This window comes from Chryseobacterium sp. TQ-BC-N36 (genome assembly GCF_058382295.1).
This window is the reverse complement of the sequence record NZ_CM178175.1, coordinates 3,512,140-3,526,929: the sequence shown is the minus strand read 5'-3', so window position 1 is coordinate 3,526,929 and position 14,790 is coordinate 3,512,140. Positions and strand designations below refer to the sequence as shown.

Genomic DNA, 14,790 nt, shown 5'->3' with positions numbered 1-14,790 from the left:
TGTTTTTTATATTATTCCAATGTCCTTGCAGAGGGCTACCAGCTGCTCATTGCTGTTGATTTCAAGGTCTTCCTTCAGACTGTTTAATCTTTTCTCAACACTGCTCAGGCTGGAGGGTTTAATATTTCTTTCTTCGAGGTGGGCAGGAATGTTTTTCTGTAAGATTCCCTTAGAAAGAAGAGAGACCAGGGTAATGTCGAATGTAGAAAACTCGTAGCTGTTGAATTTTTTCATATCCTGCTTCAGATCAAAAGATAAATAATTTTCGCCGATGTATGCGGATGCAATCGCCTTTTTCAAATCTTTTGAATCGTTTCTGGCTTTACGGACATATCCGTTGATTTGATAATCAGAAAAAAGATTTTCTATTACGCCCGTTTTATGTTCTGCTGAAAATACAATGACTTTCAAATTGGGCTGTATCTCTTTTGCTTTTCTGATGAGTTCTTTTCCGTCTTTAAGGTTTTGCTCATGATGATCATCTTCATAATAAAGATCTGTAATCAACAGATCATAAGGATATTCTTCCCGTAACGCTTTCTGAATTTTTCCTATAGCATCATCACAGTAATACACATAATCTACTGTGGGAATATTCAGCTCCTCAAGGGTTTTCTGAACAGAAATATTGATGCTTTCATGATCTTCGGCAATTAAAATTTTTTTGAACATGGTTATACGGTTTAATTAAAAAATTGGTTAAGACCTCAAAAGTATATTCATTTAATTTTTCGTCATTACGGGTTCACGTAAAAGGGATGAAAAAAATGATATTTCAGCAGAGCTGATCAGATGAGACCAATATCTTTGCAGATGACGATCATCTCAATATTATTTTTTGCACCAAGACTGTCCCTGAGTTCATTCAGCCTCTTTTCAACAGACCGGATGCCATACGGGATCATTCTGTGCTGTTTCAGATAAGTGCTTATTTCACTTTGTTTGTAGCCCTTGGCTAGCAGCTCAAGCAATTTGATATCATATGCATCAAACTCAGAAGAAATATGACGCATGGTATTCAGAATTTCCTGGGGAATTACGGTTTCTCCGTTAAAGATTTTCCGTATTGTGCTTTTCAGACCTTGTCCGTCACGTCTTGCTTTGCTTACAAATCCGTCAATCTGATAGATTTTGTAAAGATCGTCAATTGTTTTTGCTTTCTTTTCAACAGAAAACACCACTACTTTTAAAGCTGGCTGAACTTTTTTTGCCTCACGAATAAGTTCCTGTCCGGAATGAAGCTTCTGAGGAATATGGTCCTGGACAAACGACAGATCAGCGATAAGCAGATCATACGGATTTTTTCTTTCTAAAGCTGTTCTGATTCTGCTTAACGCCTCATCACAATAGGTTACATAATCAAAATCAGGGATGTTTAACTCTTTTATCGTGTTCAGGATTCCCTGGTTCATGATTTCCTGATCTTCAACGATTAAAACTTTATTGAACATGACTAGATGTTTAGGAAACAGGGAATGAAAGATTTACCTTCAGCCCCTTTTCAATTTTCGTTTCAAAAGTAAGGGTTCCGTTGATTGCTTCAATACGGGATGCCGCATTACGCAAGCCGTTTTTATAAACAAGATCCCCCGGAATTCCTATTCCATTGTCTTTGTACTGAATTTCAACGACATTGTTTATTTTTTCAAATTTAACCGCAACATGACTGGCCTGGCTGTGCTTTTTCATATTTACCATCAGCTCACGGACCATTTGGTAAACTTCCTCTTTTACTGTAGGAGAAACGGACTCCCAGATCGCAGGACTGTTTCCAGCGGTAAAGGTTTTTACCGTATCATTATTAAAAGAAGCAATAAGCTCTGAGACGACTTTGCTGAACTCTTTTTCTTCTCCAATTTTATCATAGGAAATATCCCTTGATTTTTCATATACAAACTCCAATTCGTCAAGTGCTTTATCCCGGTCAAAATCTTCCTGATTTTCAATCTTTGTCATCACCTGGTAAATCCCATTGGCAACCACATCATGAACTTTCTTTGACATTTTGAGCTGTGTGTTTTTTACCTCGATTTCTTTTTCTTGTTTTAATTTTAATTGTCTTCTTCTGTAACCAATTATAATAAATATGAGCGCAACAATTAATGTAACTACCCCAATTAAAAGTTTTAAAATATTATTATCCTTTTCTACATTTTCTCGTTTAATTTTCTCTACATCAAATCTGATGAAGGCAAATTTGCTGTCACTTTTATCTTTTTCTCTTTGAATACTATCGTTCAAGGACAAATATGTTTGAAAATTTTCTGTATTTTTTTCAGAATCTAACAAAACAAGTTTTTGTAAAGCCTCTAAGCGGTCAGCTGGACTTTTAATTTCCTTTGCTATTTGGTACATATTTTCAGCATATATTAAAGCCTTTTTTCTGTCATTAGTCATATAGTAATCCGCGAGATGAGCGTATCCAGCATTTTGAGCCCATTTATCATCAATTTCTTTTTCAATTTCAATAGCTTGCAATAATTTCTGTTCTGGGTTATAATGCGGATTGTTTAGAGATTTTACATTTTCAAGGTTTGAAAGTAGTCTTGCATATAATTTTTTATTAGTGTTTTTTATATGAGGAAGAATGCTTTCATAAATTTTAATGGCCTCAGGGTATTTCTTTTCATATTTATAAGTATTGGCCTTATTCTTTTGATAAGTAAGTTTATTTTCTTCAGAATCAGCATATTTTATAGCTAAATCATAATATTTTATAGCGTTAGGAAAGTCTTTTGCATTATTGCTTGCTATCGCTAGATTATTGTAGTTTGAGCAGATATAAGCATATTGACCTTTATCATTTTTGTTAAAATATTGCTGTGCTTTAAGTGATAGTTCCTGGCCTGCATAATAATCTCCTTTTTCAGTTAAAATAATTGCTTTATTGACAATGCATTTTCCCATTCCTATGCTGTCTTTATGAAGTCTAAAGACATCCTCGGCTTTATCATAGTATACATATGCACTATCTGTTTTTCCATTATTGTTCATTTCATATGCTTTGTCATAGAAATGATTGGGTTTTATTATCGTTTTATCTTTCTGGCAGGAGAATAACAATAACAATAAAAGAATAGTTAAAATTTTTTTCATGGAAAAAGTTTAGCATAAATTTAAAAAAAAGAACAGACATCATGCCTGTTCTTATTGAGTTAATTAATTAATGGATTTAATCTTTTTCCAAAATAACTATTTTTTTGGTGGAGTTTGAGTAGTCTCTCCTCCTGTATCACTACCTCCCGTGTCTCCTGTACCTCCTCCCAATCCTGTTGAATCTCCCTGAGATTGAGTTGTTACAGTAGTTGGGTTATTATCATTTGCAGTTGTAGTATTGGCATTATTGTTTGAGAATGCTAAACCGATTAGCATCAATATAATCTCGATCATTTCCGTAAAATTTTAGAAGTTTTTTGACTGTTTTTCTTCCTCCTGAGATGTATTTATCTCAGGCTGTACACAATTAAAATTTCGAAGCGCTTCTTAATTTTTTAGGGAAGTGAACCTTCAAAAACGGAGGAGAAACATCTGCTTCCCAATCCGGAGTTTTCCTCCGTTTTATCTGGTGATTTTTGAAATCAGTTTTTAGATTTTTTAATGTTATTTTTTTGTTATCCCACTGATCTCTGATGCAAAGATGCAACGGAGAGGAGGGAGGATGAGAGAAAGTTTTTGGAAAGTTTTTGGAAAGTTTACTTAATTGACTATTACGGTTTTCCGCAATTTTTTTTGTTTTTTTTTCTCTAATTTTCTACTCTAATTTCTATCATTATGTCTAAATTTTTACCACAGAAAAAAAAGCTATTGGAAGAAGTCTATGAAAAAGGAAAAGAAGAAGCTGTTGAAAACACATTTACAGGGATTGCAAAACACATTGAAAGGTCCCTTAAGGATGATTTTGGTATTGCATTAACCTATAAATCTTTTGAGACATATTATAAGTCAATAGTCGAAAGAGAAGAGGATTATAACATAAAAAGAGCAATATTGGATGATCTTTGTAGGTATGTTGAATACGATAATTTTATGAGCTTTTGTCTTGAGTGGAAGACAATAGAATATACAATCAATCATACTGTATCGAAAATAGTTATTAATATTACTAATAAGCCGATTCTAACTTGGCCTTCTGTAGTTAAAAATGGTTTTGGAATGGCAGAGTTCGCTTTTATATTTCTTCTACTAACAGGTAGTGTTGCTTTCTCTAATAGCAAAAAAAATAACTCTAGTTTTGAAAATGTGGTGCAGGGAATATTTGGAGGGAAGTTGGATTCAGATAAAAAATATATGTATTGGAACGGAGAGAGGTATATTGCAACTGATGAAAATTATATTGGGCCGGCCTATAAAAGTATTGCAATGGATAAAAACTTATTTATTCATTTTAAAAAGGTCAAAAGGCCAGATACATTGACCCTTGCGAATTCTTTAGGAAAGGTATGGTGCTCAAAATATAATAATGAGGTTAATTTTTTTACAATGGATGGAGTTAATCCAGACAATAACAAAGAATTAAAACTAGCAACTGATCATATGATCCTAACTTATGGTAAGGGAGAATAATCTTCCTTCACAATTATTTAAAATTCAATTAAAACATTTCCTTACCAATTTCCTGTAATTTCGTCTTATTTTTTAAAGATGAACAAAGGAATATTCACTATTGTATTATTGATATTTACCCTTTTTCAGGCACAGAAACCCGTGCAGATTGCTTTTCTTTCGGATGTCCATTTCCAGGATCTGTACGGGAGTTTTTCGGACCATGATTTTAAGGGAACTATCAATCCGAAAACGGGAAAATCTACCATTCTGAGAACCATGGATTCTCAGTTGCATTCCACAAGAATCTTCAATGAGAATTACTTTGCCTTTCTTAAAGCGCTGGATGATATTGCTGTAAAAGGAATTAAAATTGTAGCGATGCCCGGTGATTTCTCAGATGACGGGCAGGCTTATAATCTGCGTGGACTTCATAAAATTTTAGAAGAATATCACGGGAGATACGGAATCCGTTTTTATTTAACCACAGGAAACCATGATCCCGTTGGACCGTTTCGAAATGACGGAGGGAAAGACGATTTTCTGGGAACTGATGGAAACCCACTGGGAATTTACAGCCGGAAAGATGTAGGGAAATCAACGGAGAAAGTAATTACAAAAGATATTGCTGAATCAGGATATCTTGAAATTTTAAATGAATTGAAAGACTTTGGTTTTTATCCTCAGAAAGAAGACCTGTTCTGGAGTACTCCCTTTGATGGCAGTTCATCTGAGAATTACTCTTACGAAAAAGGGATGCAGGCTGCAGACTATTCGAAAAGAATGTATGAAGTTGCCAGGGGATTTTCTGTTCCGGATCTGAGTTATGTTGTTGAGCCTGTGAAAGATGTATGGATGATTGCTATTGACGGCAATACCTATATACCGAAAAATCTCAGCGAAAACCCTGCAAATCCATCAAATTATAAAGGAGCGGCCATCGGGTATAACAATGTACTGACCAGTAAGCAGCATTTAATACAGTGGGTAAAGAAACTTGCCGATGAAGCAAAGAAAAATAATAAAACCCTGATTGCATTCACCCATTATCCGATGATTGATTTTAATGATGGGGCAACCCATGAAATTAAAAGTTTATTGGGCGAAAAAAAGTGGCAGCTGGAACGTGTTCCGGAGGAGGAAGTGTCAAAAGTATTTGCTGAGGCAGGATTGCAGATTCATTTTGCGGGTCATATGCATATTAATGATACAGGAATCAGAAAAACGGAAGATACTTTTCTGGTAAATATTCAGGTACCGTCACTGGCGGCTTACGTGCCGGCATATAAGGTTCTGACCATACAGTCTCCCGATAAGATGGAAATTCAGACCGAGATTTTAGACGAAGTTCCCCGTTTCGATGAATTGTTTCCATTATATGAAAAAGAATATGATGCTTTACAAAGAAATACGGGTAAAATACTTTGGAATAAAGATATATTAAAGACAAAATCGTATCATGACTTCATGCTTTTTCATTTAAAAGAGCTGGTTCGCTTACGAATGATTCCCGATGACTGGCCGGAAGATTTTATTAAAAAAGCAAAGGAGTTGAATGGGGAAGATCTGCTTCTGCTTATTCAGAATAAAGAAGGGCTAAAAGCTAAAGGAATCAAATCTGAGAATTTTAAAAATTGGTCTTTTGATGATCTGTTGTTGGATGTATATCAATTTCAGTCTGCAGATGAGCTGGCAAAAAAGGATATTCCTGAAGAAAGGCTGAAGCAGTATCATGTATTGGAAACCCTGTACAGAGATAACAACTCGAAAGATCCATTTATTCAGCAGTTAAAATCTGTTTTCAAAATCCTTTCATTACTTTCCCACGGAGATCCGGCAGACCATTTTGAAATAGATTTAAAAAGAAAAGAAATAAGGAAGCTGTAATTTACAATGCTTTAAGAGCATTCAATTCATACTTACAGATTGGTGAATATTTGTGAAAAGCATTAGCGCTATTTGTGTTTAAAATAGAAAGGCTGCCCATTCAGACAGCCTCCTCAATTATAAATCTGACAGAAACAGGATTATTTTCCTGTTATGGGGTTTATTCTTTCATACGTATTATGATCAAAGCTTACTCTATAACCGGATTTAAATAGCTTGCTCGGGTAATAGTAGTCTGTTGTAATAATTTGTGCTCCGCTTGCTTTTGCTTTTTCAAACCTTGAGTAGTCTTCACTTCTTGCTTCCATGGTATCAGCATCAGCTCTGGTACGGATGATATAACCTTTTTTGACCAGATCTTTGATCATCGCATCATCTTTTTTCGGTTCATTCATAAAAAGAACAGCAGATTCGGGAGTTCCCGGAGCAGAATTGGTAAAAATCATTCTTCCTTTCAAAGAGGGGTGACCTTTAATATATAAATCCCTGTTTTTCCCGTTATTATCCAGTACAAAAAGGAATTTTCCCTTTGCGTCTTTTACTTTCGGCCAGTTTGTGTTGATAACTGCTTCGTTCAGTGTTTGATAAGGGCCACGGATATCATCCGGGGTGATGATTTTTTCTTTTCCGAGGTATTTTTTCAGTTCAAGATCCAGGTCGTCAAAAAGTTGAGAAGTATAATGTTCCGGTTCTGTTCCGAATTGATTGGCGTTTCCGTCTTTGGGCTCTAGGGTTATAAAAACAGGATCGTGATCCGGATGGCTGTCTGACCATTTTTTCAGGTCCTTCAGACAGTCTTCTAATGTAAAGTACCAGGTCTGGTAATCAATATCTGTAATATGGATCATCTTATAACCGGGCTTTTTCATTTTATTTTCAGGATCGAAAGGCTCTTTTGTTTGGACCAGATCCAGAATTTTAGGGTGGGCATATTTTCCTCCTTTACGGTCTGCGTATACATCAATTTCCAGGTTCCTGAGCCCGAGATCCAGCTGCTTGAGGATAGGAATGTGTTCATACTGAATTTTCGGAAGTACATTAAGAGTATCTTTTTGAGATAAATAATGATACACTTCCGGCAGAATCGCTTTTTTATAAGAATTATGTGAACCAATGACCTGAATTTCATTGATTTTTAATTCATCAGGAAGCTGAGACTGTGACCACAACAGATTGATTGAAGATAAACAGATGCCAAGAAGGACAGCCTTTTTCATTGGATACATTTTGAATACGAAATTAATCACTCTTTACAGGTAATGATCTATATATTATGTTAAGTAATTTTTAAAATTCCGTAAAGTCGTGAAAAATATAACCGTATAAATGTTTGATAGCTAATTGTTTTCTATTTTCCCACTCCGGGATATTTATATTTTGTTGACTTTAAGATAATATTATGTTAAAATGAAATTGTGGTAGATCCTTTTACTTTGTATGCCGAAATAAAAACTAACCGTTGCCTGAAAATAAAACCACTGTTGCGGGAACAACAGCGGCTTTTTGATAAGCAATGTAACGTCTTGCAATTACTTTACTTATTGATATGTACCACAAAATTAATTTTTTTAAATTTAAAAGACTAATTCCGGTTGCATTAATTTTCCTGGTGTCTCATCAGGCCGATGCAAAAGGATTTACTTCAAAGTATCCTGTGTTTTCACAGATAAAAGAAACGATTTCCGGAAATGTAAAAGACCAGAATGGCGCTGCAGTAGAAGGGGCGAAAGTTACTGTTGTAGAAACCGGGGATACCGCTGTTACCGATGCATCAGGAAACTTTACCATCTCAGCCGGTATCGGGCAGACTTTATCCATTTCTTACGACGGATATGGAGAACAAATGATCAAAATATCCGGCACTTCGGTATCTGTACAGTTAGAGCCTAAAAAACAATCTACTTCTATTGAAGAGGTGACTCTGGTAGGATATGGTTCTCAGAAAAAGTCTGATTTGACAGGAGCAGTAAGCCAGCTGAAGGCAGAGAACTTTAAAGAGGGAATGAATATTTCTGTTGATAACCTGATGCAGGGAAAAATCGCAGGGGTCCGTATTGTTCAGTCCAGTGGGGAACCGGGAGCGGGAGTGAATGTTTCTATCAGGGGAATTGGTTCCATCCGAAGCGGGAGTACTCCCTTATTTGTTGTAGACGGAGTTCCTTTGAGTAACGATGCCGTAAGTGCTACCGCACCGAATATCGGTTTGGGAAATGCCCAGGCTAAAAACCCGTTAAACTTTTTAAATACCAGTGATATTGAATCGATTACTGTATTGAAAGATGCTTCTGCGGCAGCTATTTATGGAGCCAGAGGATCCAACGGCGTTGTTTTGGTAACAACCAAAAGAGGAAGAAAAGGAGAACCTTTGTTTACCTATGATACCTATTTGGGCTTTTCTTCAGTCATTAAAAAACTGGATCTGATGACTGCTGATGAATACAGATCAGCAGGGATCAACAAATTATATGATCACGGAGGAAACACAGACTGGCAGGATGAGATTTTCAGAAATGCCGTTTCATCCAATCACTCGGTATCGTTTTCAAAATCTACGGAAACAGGAAACTATTTTGCTTCCATATCCCATATGGATCAGGACGGTATTGTGCTGAACAGCGGTTTCAAAAGAACAACAGCCCGCCTGAATGCTGAAGAGTCATTTTTTGATAATAAGAGATTAAAAATCAAGCTCAACCTTACGGCAAGTGACATCAAAGAAACAGGAATTCCGAATGGAGGCAATGCAGGTTCTGACGGCCAGGTGATCATCCATGCTCTGATGGCAAATCCTACACGTTCCGTATATGATCAAAACGGGAACTATACGAACTTTAATATGAACGCTCATTACAATCCACTGTACCTGTTGAGTGTTTATAATGATAAAACCAATACTTTCAGAGTCCTTGGAAATACTGAGGCGACATTAAGAATCTTACCGGGACTGAATTATAAATTCAACTTAGGAATTGATAAAACAATGTCCGAGAGGAATACAACCATGTATCCGAATATCACAGACAGAACCCCGAAAGGAATGTATGTTCAGGCCAACCTTGATTCTTATAATGTATTGCTGGAGCATTATTTAACCTATGACCTGAGTTTAAATAAACACAATTTCAGCTTGTTAGGCGGTTTCTCTTATCAGAAATTCAAAACGACAGGAACCTATTTCGGGTTGAAAAATATTGCCAACCAGGGAGCCGGTATTTCACCGGAAATCAATCCGGGATATTCTGGAGAAGCCTTTGTTCCGGCCGCGGGATATGCTCAGGAGAATGAGCTGCAGTCTTATTTTGGAAGAGTAAATTACAACTATGATAAAAAATATTTATTAACAGCTTCATTAAGGGCTGACGGTTCTACCCGTTTCGGGCAGAACAACAAATACGGATATTTCCCATCTGTTGCAGTAGGCTGGACCATTTCCAATGAAAATTTTCTGAAAGATTCTCAAATTATTAATGAATTGAAATTAAGAGGAAGCTGGGGACAAACCGGTAACCAGGAAGTTCCGAACAAGATCACCCAGGCGAGTTCTTCCCTGTCACCAGCAGGAGGCTATTATCTGTATGATAACCTCAACCTCATCAATGGAGTCGTGATCAACAGGACCCCTAATCCGGATTTGAAGTGGGAAGTGGTGGAACAAACCAATGTTGGTGCGGATTTCAGCTTGTGGAGAAACAAATTGTACGGATCATTGGAATATTATAATAAAACAACGAAGGATCCGATCCTGAATATTCCTTCCAGGCCTTTGAGTCCTACAAGTACAGTCTGGAAAAACGTTGATGCAAAAATTGTCAATAAAGGATTTGAATTCTCTTTAGGTTCAGAAATTATCAAGACTGGAAATTTCACATGGAATGTTGATGTCAATGGAGCTACAGTCAATAATGTGGTGAAAGACCTTCCGGTTTCTGCCATCTACTCAGGAGAAGTTTCGGGACCCGGGCTTTCCGGAGTTACGGCCAATATCTATAAGAACGGCTACGAAGCAGGATCTTTTTATATGCTGAATTATCTGGGAGTGGATGCCAACGGAAAATACATCTATGAAGACATAAATGGTGACGGAAGAATTGATCAGAATGACAGGAAAATCTTTGAGGGGGCCATCCCGAATTTTACATTCGGAATCAATTCTTATATGAGATACAAAAAATTTGATTTTGCATTTTCTTTCATCGGACAAACCGGAGGTTACCTTGTGAATAATACTGCACTGGATTTAAATATCAACAATTTAGCCTCAGACAGAAACGTGCTGAAAAACTTCTATGATTCCGGAGCAAGCTTTACCAACCAGCCTCAGCTGTCATCACTTTATCTTGAAAAGTCAGATTTTATCAGGTTGAATAATGTAAGATTAGGATATACTTTCGATACCAGCCAGCTGAAATTTCTGAGAAGCATCAATCTGTATGTCAGCGCACAAAACCTGTTGACCATTACAAGCTATTCAGGATATGACCCGCTGGTGGATACCAACAAGCAGGTAAGCGGAAACCAGTCGCTGGGAATTGATTATACCACTTATCCTTCTGCCAAGACTTTCATTCTGGGAGCTACTGTTAAATTTTAATTGAAAAAATCATGAAATCTAAATTTTTATATATTAATAAAATTGTGTTATCCTTTGCTGTACTGTCTTTAATGGGATGTACCAATCTGGATGAAAAAGTAATCGATGAGGTTTTAGGTTCTGAAACAGCAGATCCTGAAGCGGCGCTTGCTGCAGCATATGGGCAGCTTGGAGACGGTACTTTTGTTGACCATGGAAATGTCTTCGCTTTACAGGAATATTCTACTGATGAAGCATTATTACCTACAAGAGGAAGTGACTGGGGAGATGGCGGAAAATGGAGAGCCATGCACGAATTCACATGGGATGCAGGCAATGATGTTGTGAAAACAACCTGGAACTCGCTGAATTTCGGAATTACAAAGTCTCTGACGGCCATTTCGAGTATCGAAAAAAGCAACAGTACCAACAGAGCCTTATTTTTAGCAGAAGCAAAAGGTTTATTGGCCTATTACACTTATACAACAATAGATCTTTTCGGGCAGGCTCCGTACAGAGATCCGGGTAATATCAATGCTCCTATTCAGATCAGAAAAGCAGAAACCACTATTGATGCTTTGATTACTGAAGTAGAAGGACTTATTCCCAATCTGGCAGATATTAAGACCCAGAATACCCATGCCGGAAGATTTACCAAACAGGCTGCGTATGCATTCCTTGCGGATATGTATCTGAACAGGGCTGTTTTGAAGAATAAAACAGCAGGAACCTTCAACTTTTTGGAGCAGGCAGTCAATGGTTCGGGAACAGATATGGATAAGGTAATTGAATATTCCAATTTGCTGATCAATAATCCTAATTTCAGTCTGGAATCCAATTATTTCCACAATTTTGATATCAATAATGATACGAGTAAAGAAATGATCTTTTCAGTTGTTCAGAAAAAAAATACTGACAAAACTTCAGATAATGATCTGGCATACATGTCCATGGAAAGAATCCAGAAACCGTCACCGGATAACAGAGGAACGAATGCTTCCTGTATCACCCCGGAATTCTATTATTCATGGAACGGTAATCACGATGATCCGCGTTTTCAGAGATCTTACCAGTATGCAGACGGGACCTGGTTCAGAAACGATGGAACAGATATAAGTGTACCTTCGTCCAGCAAAGTGGAGGGAACGGGAAAACCATGGTTTCATTTCAACAGAGGGTTACAGGTAGGACAGCAATACGGGCCTAAAATCCTTGCAGACGGAAACTTCGATATGACAGCAGACGGAAGAATTAAAGTGTATAAATTATTTACTGAAAAAAATACAACCCTTGCCGCAGACTTTACTCCTGACCTGAATTTTGATAACCCTTCTGAATCTGTATTTACACAGGCTCAGATCAACAGAGGAGTGAGGAACTTTAAGTTTGAATTCGATCCTGGTTATGGAAACAACGGAACCAGCGGAATGGATGTACCATTATATAGATTAGGAACTATTTATATGATGAGGGCAGAAGCTTATTTAAGAAGTGGAAATCTATCCGCTGCTTTGGCGGATGTCAATAAACTGAGAACCAGCAGAACGAATGATGCTTTAAAGAACAATGCGCCGGGAGTTGCTATTACTTCTTTGGATCTGAATACGCTGTTTAAAGAATCAGGATATGAGCTGTATTGGGAAATGTACAGAAGAAAGGCCATGATCAGATTTGGTAAATTTGATTTGCCTGGAACAGCTAAGCCGGCTTCTCAGCCTTTCAGGAGGATTTTTCCGATTCCTCAGGCAACCATTGATGCTTCAAAAGATTTTACCCAGAATCCCGGATATTAGTTTTTTCATATAACAATTATTTTTGCGCCAAACAAGAAGCGAAGAGTTCTCTCTTCGCTTCTGTTATTTTTATATGGATTTGGTCTTAATCCCGCCTCTGTTTCAATATTAAATTTCAATAGGAACGGACTTTAGTCCGTTTAATCGAAACCTCTGCCATCCTTCGGCTTTAGCCAAAAGATAAAGCTGTAAGGTTTACTCTGCATTCAGCATTCCCAATTCTCCGAAATGTTTTTTAAACTTCTGAATTTTAGGCCCTACTACAGCACTGCAATAAGGTTGTGTCGGATTTTCATTATAATATCCCTGATGATATTGTTCTGCCGGCCAGAATTTATCGAATTTCGTTAGCTCTGTGACATAAGTACCTGCCCATCTTCCGGATTCCTGAGACACTTTAATGGCTTCTTCGGCTTTTGCCTTCTCAGCATCATCTTTATAGTAAATAACAGATCGGTATTGGGTTCCGATATCATTTCCCTGTCTGTTCAGCTGGGTGGGGTCATGAAGGAAGAAAAATACATCCATTAACTGTTCGTAAGAAATAACAGCCGGATCATAAGTAATCTGTACCACTTCTGCATGTCCGGTTTCACCTGTGCATACCTCCTGATAAGTCGGATGATCTTTATGTCCGCCTGAATATCCTGAAATAGCAGATTGTACCCCTTTCAGCATATTGAAACAGCTTTCTACACACCAGAAACATCCGCCCCCGAAAGTAATCTGTTCTAAATTATTGTTGTCCATTGTAGGTAATTATATTGTTTTATTTTCTCTTCCTTTATCCGGAAAAGCTGATCAAAAATAGGAAAAACTTTTTCATTTGAACACGATTTTACGTCTTAAACTCAAATTGTAATGATAGATATGACAAATGATTTCTAAACACAGATAACACGAATATTTTCGCAAATAAACACCAGAAAAATACAGCATAATCATCTGTGATAACCTGTGTAATCTTTGGTTAAAAAATAAAAAGCACCCTAAAAAAGGATGCTCTGTATGATGTAAAAAGCTTTCTGTTATTTTTCCCAAACCAAAGCACTTGCTCCAAGAATAGCAGCATCTGCTTCGTCAAGCTCACTGAATACCAGCTTTACTTTATTTCTGAAAATCGGAAGGAGGTTCCTTTCCATATGAAGCTTAGCAGGCTTTAAAATAAAATCCCCTGCTTTGATCACTCCTCCAAAAAGAAGGATAGCTTCAGGTGAAGAGAACATAACAAAATTGGCTAAAGCTTCTCCCAGCTTCTGACCTGTATATCGGAAAACCTCAATTGCAATCGGGTCTTCTTTGATGGCACATTCATATACCGTTTTAGAATTGATGGCATCCTCAGGGTATTGGTTCAGCATAGATTCCGGGAATTCTGCTCTCATTTTCTTTGCGGTGATGGTGATCCCTGTTGCAGAGGCATAGGCTTCCAGGCTTCCTTCAGATCCTGTGCTCCAATGTTTTCTGCCACCAGGTTTTACAATCGTATGTCCTAACTCTCCGGCAAATCCGTCATGTCCATAGATTAAGCTTCCGTTGGCGATGATTCCGCTGCCTACTCCTGTACCCAGTGTAATCATGATAAAATCCTTCATTCCTCTGGCTGCTCCGAAAAGCATTTCTCCAAGGGCGGCTGCATTGGCATCATTGGTTACTGTACAAGGCAGATTGAACTTGGCCTTCATCAGATCAGCGAAAGGAATTACTCCTTTCCAGGGAAGATTGGGAGCCAGTTCTATGGTTCCTTTGTAATAGTTGGCGTTTGGGGCACCTACTCCGATTCCGTCAAAGTGTGCTTCGGTACCATACTTTTCCATCATGGGATGAACATGTTCATATAAAGCGTCGATGAAATCTTCAACTTTTTCGTAGGCATCAGTTCTCAGATTTCCTTTATCCAGAACCTCTCCGCGGTGGTTTACGATTCCGAACTTAGTATTGGTCCCGCCGATGTCAACTCCAAGGGCAACTTGTTTTGATAAATCTATTAATGACATT

11 protein-coding genes are annotated in these 14,790 nt (G+C 37.5%); 4 read left to right on the top strand and 7 right to left on the bottom strand.

Annotated elements, in window-relative coordinates; translation table 11 throughout:
* Positions 1-6: 6 nt before the first annotated feature.
* The 4 genes from AC3FI7_RS15685 to AC3FI7_RS15670 form a co-directional block, all read right to left on the bottom strand.
* Positions 7-672: a response regulator gene (locus tag AC3FI7_RS15685; RefSeq protein WP_491460467.1), complete on the bottom strand. Its 666-nt coding sequence runs from the start codon at positions 670-672 to the stop codon at positions 7-9.
* Positions 673-788: 116 nt separating this feature from the next.
* Positions 789-1,451, bottom strand: coding sequence for a DUF5932 domain-containing protein (locus AC3FI7_RS15680; protein ID WP_491460466.1), 663 nt, complete (start codon positions 1,449-1,451; stop codon positions 789-791).
* Positions 1,452-1,461: 10 nt separating this feature from the next.
* Positions 1,462-3,096, bottom strand: coding sequence for an ATP-binding protein (locus AC3FI7_RS15675; RefSeq protein WP_491460465.1), 1,635 nt, complete (start codon positions 3,094-3,096; stop codon positions 1,462-1,464).
* Positions 3,097-3,192: 96 nt separating this feature from the next.
* Positions 3,193-3,390, bottom strand: coding sequence for a hypothetical protein (locus tag AC3FI7_RS15670; RefSeq protein WP_491460464.1), 198 nt, complete (start codon positions 3,388-3,390; stop codon positions 3,193-3,195).
* Positions 3,391-3,771: 381 nt separating this feature from the next.
* Here AC3FI7_RS15670 and AC3FI7_RS15665 point away from each other — a divergent pair, with 381 nt between their 5' ends.
* A complete protein-coding gene (locus AC3FI7_RS15665) occupies positions 3,772-4,563 on the top strand; it encodes a BRCT domain-containing protein (protein ID WP_491460463.1) in 792 nt (263 codons plus the stop codon).
* A 78-nt stretch (positions 4,564-4,641) separates the two neighbouring features.
* Positions 4,642-6,429, top strand: a complete 1,788-nt coding sequence (locus AC3FI7_RS15660; RefSeq protein ID WP_491460462.1) for a metallophosphoesterase family protein — start codon at positions 4,642-4,644, stop codon at positions 6,427-6,429.
* A gap of 140 nt (positions 6,430-6,569) precedes the next feature.
* On the opposite strand, the gene AC3FI7_RS15655 is transcribed toward AC3FI7_RS15660, so the two are convergent.
* On the bottom strand, positions 6,570-7,646 hold the full coding sequence (locus AC3FI7_RS15655; protein ID WP_491460461.1) for a phosphatidylinositol-specific phospholipase C1-like protein: 1,077 nt from the start codon (positions 7,644-7,646) through the stop codon (positions 6,570-6,572).
* 329 nt (positions 7,647-7,975) lie between these two features.
* Between AC3FI7_RS15655 and AC3FI7_RS15650 the strand changes: the two genes are divergently transcribed.
* Both AC3FI7_RS15650 and AC3FI7_RS15645 read left to right on the top strand, forming a co-directional pair.
* The gene (locus AC3FI7_RS15650) at positions 7,976-11,020 is read left to right on the top strand and encodes a SusC/RagA family TonB-linked outer membrane protein (protein WP_491460460.1); all 3,045 of its coding nucleotides are present in this window, start codon (positions 7,976-7,978) and stop codon (positions 11,018-11,020) included.
* Between the two features lie 11 nt (positions 11,021-11,031).
* A complete protein-coding gene (locus tag AC3FI7_RS15645; RefSeq protein WP_343660700.1) occupies positions 11,032-12,792 on the top strand; it encodes a RagB/SusD family nutrient uptake outer membrane protein in 1,761 nt (586 codons plus the stop codon).
* Positions 12,793-12,987: 195 nt separating this feature from the next.
* On the opposite strand, the gene msrA is transcribed toward AC3FI7_RS15645, so the two are convergent.
* Positions 12,988-13,542 carry a peptide-methionine (S)-S-oxide reductase MsrA gene (gene msrA, locus AC3FI7_RS15640; protein WP_343660702.1) on the bottom strand — a complete coding sequence of 185 codons (555 nt, stop codon included), beginning with the start codon at positions 13,540-13,542 and terminating at the stop codon, positions 12,988-12,990.
* A 278-nt stretch (positions 13,543-13,820) separates the two neighbouring features.
* Positions 13,821-14,789 (bottom strand): ROK family protein, encoded by a 969-nt coding sequence (locus AC3FI7_RS15635; RefSeq protein WP_142723685.1) that lies wholly within the window; start codon positions 14,787-14,789, stop codon positions 13,821-13,823.
* Between the last annotated feature and the right edge of the window lies 1 nt (position 14,790).

Bases quoted from the DNA above. Each gene is read 5' to 3' on its own strand.
- AC3FI7_RS15685 (WP_491460467.1), bottom strand. From the start codon at position 672: ATGTTCAAAAAAATTTTAATTGCCGAAGATCATGAAAGCATCAATATT.
- AC3FI7_RS15680 (WP_491460466.1), bottom strand. From the start codon at position 1,451: ATGTTCAATAAAGTTTTAATCGTTGAAGATCAGGAAATCATGAACCAG.
- AC3FI7_RS15675 (WP_491460465.1), bottom strand. From the start codon at position 3,096: ATGAAAAAAATTTTAACTATTCTTTTATTGTTATTGTTATTCTCCTGC.
- AC3FI7_RS15670 (WP_491460464.1), bottom strand. From the start codon at position 3,390: ATGATCGAGATTATATTGATGCTAATCGGTTTAGCATTCTCAAACAAT.
- AC3FI7_RS15665 (WP_491460463.1), top strand. From the start codon at position 3,772: ATGTCTAAATTTTTACCACAGAAAAAAAAGCTATTGGAAGAAGTCTAT.
- AC3FI7_RS15660 (WP_491460462.1), top strand. From the start codon at position 4,642: ATGAACAAAGGAATATTCACTATTGTATTATTGATATTTACCCTTTTT.
- AC3FI7_RS15655 (WP_491460461.1), bottom strand. From the start codon at position 7,646: ATGAAAAAGGCTGTCCTTCTTGGCATCTGTTTATCTTCAATCAATCTG.
- AC3FI7_RS15650 (WP_491460460.1), top strand. From the start codon at position 7,976: ATGTACCACAAAATTAATTTTTTTAAATTTAAAAGACTAATTCCGGTT.
- AC3FI7_RS15645 (WP_343660700.1), top strand. From the start codon at position 11,032: ATGAAATCTAAATTTTTATATATTAATAAAATTGTGTTATCCTTTGCT.
- msrA (WP_343660702.1), bottom strand. From the start codon at position 13,542: ATGGACAACAATAATTTAGAACAGATTACTTTCGGGGGCGGATGTTTC.
- AC3FI7_RS15635 (WP_142723685.1), bottom strand. From the start codon at position 14,789: ATGTCATTAATAGATTTATCAAAACAAGTTGCCCTTGGAGTTGACATC.